8 protein-coding genes are annotated in these 7412 nt (G+C 68.7%); 1 reads left to right on the top strand and 7 read right to left on the bottom strand.

Going from position 1 to position 7412, the window contains the following annotated elements:
- Window positions 1-726 (top strand): hypothetical protein (locus VGT00_05450; protein HEV8530839.1); only part of this gene is annotated, 726 nt, incomplete at its 5' end.
- Between the two features lie 48 nt (window positions 727-774).
- On the opposite strand, the gene VGT00_05445 is transcribed toward VGT00_05450, so the two are convergent.
- The 7 genes from VGT00_05445 to VGT00_05415 all read right to left on the bottom strand — a co-directional run.
- Entirely contained in the window at window positions 775-1284 is a 510-nt protein-coding gene (locus VGT00_05445; GenBank protein ID HEV8530838.1) for an OsmC family protein, read from the bottom strand.
- 49 nt (window positions 1285-1333) lie between these two features.
- Complete coding sequence (locus tag VGT00_05440) at window positions 1334-1870, bottom strand: peroxiredoxin-like family protein (GenBank protein ID HEV8530837.1); 537 nt, start codon at window positions 1868-1870, stop codon at window positions 1334-1336.
- Window positions 1871-2050: 180 nt separating this feature from the next.
- The gene (locus tag VGT00_05435) at window positions 2051-3046 is read right to left on the bottom strand and encodes a succinylglutamate desuccinylase/aspartoacylase family protein (protein ID HEV8530836.1); all 996 of its coding nucleotides are present in this window, start codon (window positions 3044-3046) and stop codon (window positions 2051-2053) included.
- On the bottom strand, window positions 3043-4284 hold the full coding sequence (locus VGT00_05430; GenBank protein ID HEV8530835.1) for a M20/M25/M40 family metallo-hydrolase: 1242 nt from the start codon (window positions 4282-4284) through the stop codon (window positions 3043-3045). The genes VGT00_05435 and VGT00_05430 overlap by 4 nt, the downstream gene beginning before the upstream one ends.
- A gap of 14 nt (window positions 4285-4298) precedes the next feature.
- Window positions 4299-5774 carry a 4-hydroxyphenylacetate 3-hydroxylase N-terminal domain-containing protein gene (locus VGT00_05425; GenBank protein ID HEV8530834.1) on the bottom strand — a complete coding sequence of 492 codons (1476 nt, stop codon included), beginning with the start codon at window positions 5772-5774 and terminating at the stop codon, window positions 4299-4301.
- A gap of 235 nt (window positions 5775-6009) precedes the next feature.
- Window positions 6010-6714 carry an ABC transporter ATP-binding protein gene (locus VGT00_05420; GenBank protein HEV8530833.1) on the bottom strand — a complete coding sequence of 235 codons (705 nt, stop codon included), beginning with the start codon at window positions 6712-6714 and terminating at the stop codon, window positions 6010-6012.
- On the bottom strand, window positions 6701-7412 hold a 712-nt coding region (locus VGT00_05415), incomplete at its 5' end, for an ABC transporter ATP-binding protein (protein ID HEV8530832.1). The genes VGT00_05420 and VGT00_05415, both read right to left, overlap by 14 nt.

Here is a 7412-nt window from a genome sequence, read left to right as displayed (position 1 = left end):
CTACACACCCGCTTCACGCCCTCCCGTCATCTTCCCGCCGTGCCCGTGATGTCCACCAATCACCCAGGGAGGTTGGCCATGCAGACCGCGCACCACGACCGGATCCGTCTCGGGGCCCTCGGCCTTGGCCTGTCCGCGCTCCTGTTGATGGTCTTCCCGCTCGCCCGGCCCTTTTTCCGGATGAACATCTTCGCCCCCGAGGAGACGATGGCGGAGGCGAGCCCGGCCTTCGCCTCCGTGGCCTGGGTGCTTTCTCATTACCTCGCGACGCTCGGCTTCGTCCTCTTGCTCGGCGGCATGCTCGCGCTCTACGCGCTCCTTGTCGGCACGGAGACCGAGCCGCGCGCCTTCCGCGGCCTCCTGTGGGGCATGATGGGAGTCGCCCTCATCCTGCCGGCCCTTGGCGTGGAGGCGTTCACCATGCCGGTCATCGGCAAGCTTCACCTGGACGGGGCCACGGGGCTGGCGCCGGTGATCTCCCTGACCTATCGCGGACCGATGACGATTGTGCTCCTCTTCGGCCTGGTATTCCTCGCGGTGGGCGCCTTCAACTTCGCCTTCGCCATACGACGCAGCCGGCAGCTTCCCGTCTGGGCCGGCTTCGTCTTCGCCATCGGCCTCGCTCTGTGGCTGCCCCTCTTGCCGAAACCCGTGCGCATCATCGATGGTCTGCTGATCGGCGTCGGCGGGATCCCGCTCGCGTGGAGCATGTGGCGGAGGGCCTGACGTGGCCCATCCCGCCGCCCCCCGGGCTTCGAGTACGCTCGCCGACTCTTACCCGGCCAGCGGAGCGCCGTTCAGCAGGGTGCGCCCGGTGATGGGAACCGGCTGCAAGAGCGCCTGCATGACGAAGCAGCCGCGCTCCGCGTTGCGAACGACTCGGGCCACCTGCGCGGGCGGGTCTGGGGAGTCGATCTCCAGGGTGGTCTCGGCGCCCAGCATCCGGCCCTGGATCGTGTCGTTGAGCACGGAGCCCTCCACCCCGTAACGCGCGGTCACGCGCATCCGCATCCCGTTCACCGTGACCTTGAGCATGTGCCCGTACCGGGACACCTGGGTCATGAGTCAGAAGGCGAGGGCGGCGCTGAAGTACATGAGCGGCGTGGGGGCCGAGCCGAGGCCCCCGAGGCTCGGCCCTTCGTCGCAGGCGAAGGTCATATGGCCGGTGCCCCCACGACTCACCGTGGCCATCTTGAGAAACGGCGTCACCATGCTGACGTCGGCATCGAAGACGATCTCACGCGTCTGGATCTGGGGGTCGAGTCCTTCGGGCACGGTCGTCATGATCGCTCCTCGCGTGAGCTGTTCAAGGCCGGATTGAGCGCGACCGCCATCAGGCTCGCAGTGTCTTGAGCGCCTCCACCGTCTGCGAAGGCTCCGGCCGGCGCGTGTAGTCGGGATCGGCGTCCGCCGCGCGAATGATGCCCTCGCGGTCGATCACGAAGCGGGCCGGGATAGGCAGGCGCCAGGTGCCATCCCCGTTGCCCCGGGGCAAGTCGATGCCGAACTTCTGATAGATGGCCTGGAGATCGTCGGGAAGCGTGAAGGCGAGGCCGTACGCCTCCGCCACCCGGTTGCCGAAGTCACGGAGCATCTCGAACGAGAACGGCTTCGGCTCTTCGGTCTCACGCGGCGTGCGCGCGACCTGGGGCGAGATGACCACCAGGGTAGCCCCAGCAGCCGTGATCTCGGGCAGGGCCTGCTGCAGAGCCTCCAGCTCTGCGTTGCAGTATGGTCACCAGCGGCCACGGTAGAACGACAGGACGACCGGCCCTCGCGCCGGCAACGCCTTCAGGCTCACCTCCTGGCCGGCCGCGTTGGGAAGGGTGAAGTCCGGGGCCGGTTGGCCGACCTTGGCCACGCGAGTCATGATCCCGGACGCGCGAAGCTGCTCGATGCTCCGCTCCATGGTCGCCCGAGCCTCGGGGGGGATCCGTGTCTTGGCCATCTCCCGGATACTGTCGAGCTTCTCCCTCAGTGCCATAGAGTCCTCCTGGGTGGACTGCATCGTGAGACGCACAAGGTACCATCCTGCGACCTTCCCGGCGATCTACTCGAGCCCAAGAGTGGCCACGCGCTCGCCGCTCACGACGGCGGAGAAGGTCGTGGAGCGGACGAAGATGCCGGCTCGGGGGGCCGTGATCGTCTCGAGCAGATCGCCGTAGATGCTGTGGATGCGCGCGAGAGTTGCGCCGGTTTTGACCCTGTCGCCCAGCTTCACGTCCGTGATCAGCAGGCCGGCCCGGTTGGCGCGGAACCCCAGGAAGGCGCGCATCCGGATACTGGTCGGCGGCGGCTCGAGAGCGCCGGGCAGCATGCCGAGGTGCCGCATGACATTCAGCACGCAGCGCAGGCCCGTCTCCGTCGCCTCCTCCTCGACACGGCCGCCCTCGCCGATCTCGAAGGTGAAGCACGGCACGCCGGCCCGCGTGGCCTCGACGCAGAGGATGCCGTCGCGCACGTACATGCCCTGGTCGGCCGCCATGATATAGCCCGAGCCGAAGGCGCGCCCGAGCGCCTCCGCCTGGCCATAGGCCGGCAGGGATGGATGCGGCAGGATGGTGATGGGGACATAGCGCCCGCCGCGGGTGGGCGTGTGGATGTCCACCGCGGCGTCGCATCCCTGGATAAGCGAGAAGAGGCGATGCGAGAGCCGCTCGGTGACGTTGCCCGCGGGATCGCCCGGGAAGGTGGTCCACGGGTCGATAGGCGCCTGGTCGAGCGGCGTCTTGAGATAGAGCCCGACGGGCACGCGGTGGTCGACCTGGAAGGCGAGCGGGTTCTGGACGGGGACGCAGATGAGCCGGCCCGCCACCGCGGCGGGATCGAGCAAGGTCAAGAGCCGGCTGACGATGGCCACGCCATTGGCCTCGTCGCCGTGAATCGCCGCGCCGACATAGAACGTGCGGCCCGGCCGGGCGCCATTGAGCAGGGCCAGGGGCAGATTGACCCGGGTGCCGTCGGGCAGCTCGACCAGCTCGAGGCCGTGACGGATCATCTTACCCGCGGGAACGCTGATGTCGGCCACGCGCCACTCCGCGCTCATCGCCGACCTCCGGGCACCAGCATGTCGAGGACGGCGCCCGCGTGGACGAGGGCGACTTCCAGCAGCTCCGCCGTCTCGATGGACTCGTCGGGGCCGCCCATGTTGTGGACGGCGGGGCCGTAGACCACGGTGGGGATCCCCGCGCGTCGAAAGAAGCGGCCGTCGGTATAGCCCAGGCGCACCACGGGCAGGACCTGGCGACCATTCTCCTGCCGCGCATTGTCCCGCACGAGCGTGACGAGCCGCGAATCCGGCGGGGTGACGTACGGCTCGCAGTGATGGAACACCTCGACCTCCACGCCGCCGCGGGCCGCCTGCCTGATCAGCCGTCGGGCTTCCTTCTCCACGCGAGCCGTGGTCAGTCCCGGCGGCACGCGAAGATCCACTTCGGCCATGGCGGACTCCGGAATCAGATTCACCTGCCCGCCGCCCTCCAAGGTCCCCACGCTGACGGCGAGCCGGCTCGCGAGACGTCCCGTCCCCGGACCCCATCGACGCTCCGCCGCCTGCCGTTGACGGCTCATCACCTGAGCGATCGAGGCATGAGGCTTTCCGCGCCGGCCGTGAAGGCGATCGAGAGCGCGGAGGGCCGCGCGCAGACTGACGATGGCGCTCGTGCCCTGGCGATACGCGGCATGGCCCGAGATCCCTGACGCGCGCAGGCGGAGCCAGAGCACCCCCTTCTCGCCTATGCCCGCCGACCAGGTGCCCGACGATTCGCCGATGAGGCAGGCGACGCCATGGACGGCCGGGACATTGGCGAGCAGCCATTGCGTCCCCCACACCCCGCCCGTCTCCTCGTCCGAGGCGAAGGCGAGGGTCAGCGTCCCCCGGAGCGGCACATCCATCCCGCGAAGCAGCGAGGCAATGGTGAGGGCCACGGCCAGCCCGGCCTTCATGTCCCCCGCGCCGCGTCCCCAGATCCGTCCGTCTTCGACGGCGCCCGAGAAGGGCGGGCGGGTCCATCCTTGCCCCGCCGGGAACTCGTCGAGATGGCCGGCCAGGACGACGCGGGGGCCGCCGCTCCCCAGGCTGGCCACCAGATTGGGTCGGCCCGCCATGGGCTCGTGCCACTCGGGCTCGATGCCGCGCGAGACGAGGTAGTCGCGGATGAAGGCCGCGAGCTTGGTGGTATCGCCGGGCGGATTTTCGCTGGGAATCTGGACCAGCCGTGAGCAGAGGGCGTAGAGATCTGCCTGCCTCGCCTTGAGCTCGTCGAGGAGCCGGTCCTTGATCATGGCGGTGGCGCGGATCAGTCGCCGGGCGGCGCGGCGGGCAGGTCATAGCCCGCCAGGCAGCGCTCGACCATGGCGCGCGCCGCGCCGAAGTCGAAGGCGCGATAGGCCCGGATAGACGTCGTCTGCCCGCGCGCCCCGGCGTAGAAGAGCTCGTACTGCTGGTGGCGTCCCGCGAACTCCGAGCCGACGAGATCCCAGGCGAGCTTGTAGAGCTTGGTCCGCTCGACGGATTTGAGCCCGGGTGAGCGGACGTAGCGCTCGAGGTCGCCGGCGATCTCCGGGTTGAGGTAATCCTTGTACGAGGCCGGCACCTGGAGGAGCCCGCTGCCCGCCAGCTCTCTCAGATAGGTCAGCATGGTCTGGTAGTACGTCGCCTGGAGCCAGTTGTTCGCGTAGAGATAGGTCGGGCTCGGCGAGACGAAGCCGCGAGGATCTCTGACGCACTCGGCCTCCGAGGCCAGGACGAGCCCGGCCGACATGGCGCAGTAGCTTGCCAGCTCGCCCAGCATGGTCTGGGTCTGCGGGGTCTTGTCCACGCCGATGGACTCGGCGATACGAAGGGCGAGGCCGGCCAGGAACTGCGCCTTGCTGGCGAAGCGGATCTGCGCCTGGTGATTGCCGAGCACGTGCGCGGGCGTCTCGTAGAACTGGGCGCGGGTGAGCGCGGTGTTCTTGTACACGAACACGCGCTCCCACGGCACGAACACGCGGTCGAAGACCACGAGCGCGTCGGTCTCGTCGAAGCGCGAGGACAACGGGTAGTCATAGACGCTGGGCGCGGTCTCGGCATAGGGGCGGCGGACGATCATGCGCAAGCCCGGGGAGGCCGTCGGGACCGTCAGCGAGAGGGCGTAGTTCTCGTCGCCCGGCCCGAGCGGCACGATCGAGCTCACGAAGATCTCGTTGGAGATCGCGGCCCCCGTCCCGAGGGTCTGGGCGCCCGTGATGACGATGCCGTCGCCTCGCTCCTCCACCACCCCAGCGTAGAGGTGCGGATCTTCCTGCTGGTGCGCCGGCTTCGAGCGGTCGATGTGGGGCGGGATGATGACATAGGCCGCGTAGAGATCGTGATCGCGAAGATAAGCGTGCTGCCGCACGACATGGTCGCCGAAACGCTGGGCATCGCGCGCGAAGAGGTCGGGGCAGAGGGCGAAGCCCGTCATGAAGCCCGCCACGTGGTCGGGCGAGCGACCCATGAGCCCGAAGGTGGCATCCGCCCACAGGCGGTGCGCCCGCCGGCGCGCCGCGAGATCCTCGGGCGTCCGGGGCATCAGGAAGGACATGTTGACCGGCTGGCCCGTGGCTGGTGACGGGAAGGTCATGACGTCCCGGTTTTCGGACGCCGCCGCGAGGTCGTACAGGCCCGCGATGCTCCGGATCGCGCCCAAGAGCGCCGGGTGCTCGGTGACGTCCGGCACGCGCTCGCCATGCATGTACACCGTGCGATCGTCCCTGAGACTCGCGATGTACTCCGCCCCCGTCCTGACCATTTCTGCCTCCTGGCGCGCATCATTCACGAGCCGCTTCCTGGCCCCCTCATTTACTCAGCCCTCGCCTCGCGGCTGCGCCGCTCAGCTCGAACTGCGGCCCTCTCCCCCGATGGGGGAGAGGGATCCAAAGAAGAGAATTCAGGCCTGTATATATCCCTCGCCCCCGTCTCGGGGGAGAGGGCAGGGTGAGGGGGCAGATGTGCCCACGGCGGCATGTCTTCTCGCATAGTCCGAGCTAGCCTCCGAGATACGCGCGCCGGACCTCGGCATTGTGCAGGAGATCCTTGGCCGGGCCCTCGAGCGCGATGCATCCACTTTCCATCACGTAGGCGCGGTCCGCCATCTGAAGGGCCAGGGCGGCATTCTGCTCCACCATGAGCACGGTCACGCCCTGGCGGCGGATCTCGTGGATGACCTGAAAGACCGTGGCCACCATGGTCGGCGCCAGCCCCAGCGACGGCTCGTCCAGGAGCAGGAGCTTGGGAGCCGACATGAGGGCGCGGGCGATGGCCAGCATCTGCTGCTCGCCGCCCGAGAGAGTGCCCCCGAGCTGCCCGAGCCGCTCCTTCAAGCGCGGGAAGTGATGAAAGACGCGCTCGAGATCCTCGGGCCGCGCGCCCTGCCCGCCGCGGACATAGGCGCCCATTCCCAGGTTTTCGAGCACGGTCATCTCCGGGAAGATGCGGCGTCCCTCCGGGCACTGGGCTATGCCCCGCTCGAGCACGGCATGCGCCGGCCGGCCGTCGAGACGCTCGCCCAGAAAGCTGATGCGGCCGGCCGTCGGGCGGAGCAGCCCCGAGATCGCGCGCACCGTGGTGCTCTTGCCGGCGCCATTGGCGCCGAGCAGGCAGACGAGCTCGCCTGCCTCCACGCGGAGGCTCACCCCGTGCAGCACTTCCACCGCGCCATAGGCGACCGAGATGCCGTCAAGAGTGAGCAAAGATCTCTCCGGAGCCCAGGTACGCTCGGATCACTTCGGGATGCCTCTGGATCTCGGCCGGCGTGCCTTCGGCGATCTTCTGGCCATAGTTGAGCACGACGACCCGATCGCAGAGGCCCATGACGAGCTTCATGTCGTGCTCGACGAGGAGCACGGAGAGTCCCCGGCCCCGTATGCCTTCGATCAACCGCATGAGCCGCTCGGTCTCGACGGCATTGAGCCCCGCCGCCGGCTCGTCCAGGAGCAACGCGGACGGGTCGGGGGCCAGGGCGATGGCCAGACCCAGCAGCCGCTGGTCGCCGCAGGAGAGGTTCTTCGCGGCCTCCTCCGCCTTGTGGTCGAGCCCGACGAAGTGGAGGATGGCTCGCGCGCGCGCGCGCACGTGTTCCTCTTCACGACGGTACCCACTCGTCATCAGCACAAGCTCCCAGAGGCGTCTATGCGCGAGACGATGGCAGGCCGTCAGCACATTGTCGAGGGCGGGGGCTTCGGGGAAAATACTGGTCCGCTGGAACATGCGCACGAGCCCGAGCTCGGCGATCCGGTAAGGCGCCATTGTCGTGATGTCCTGCCCGTCGAAGCCGACGCGACCCGCATCCGGAATCTGGAAGCCCGTGATCACGTTGAAGGCCGTCGACTTGCCAGCGCCGTTCGGCCCGATGAGGGCCAGGATCTCGCCGCGCCCGAGATCGAGGCTC

This window comes from Candidatus Methylomirabilota bacterium, from assembly GCA_036002485.1.
Taxonomy (GTDB): Bacteria; Methylomirabilota; Methylomirabilia; order Rokubacteriales; family CSP1-6; genus AR37.
The sequence above is the reverse complement of the archived record's forward strand: the minus strand, read 5'-3'. Positions and strand labels throughout refer to the sequence as shown.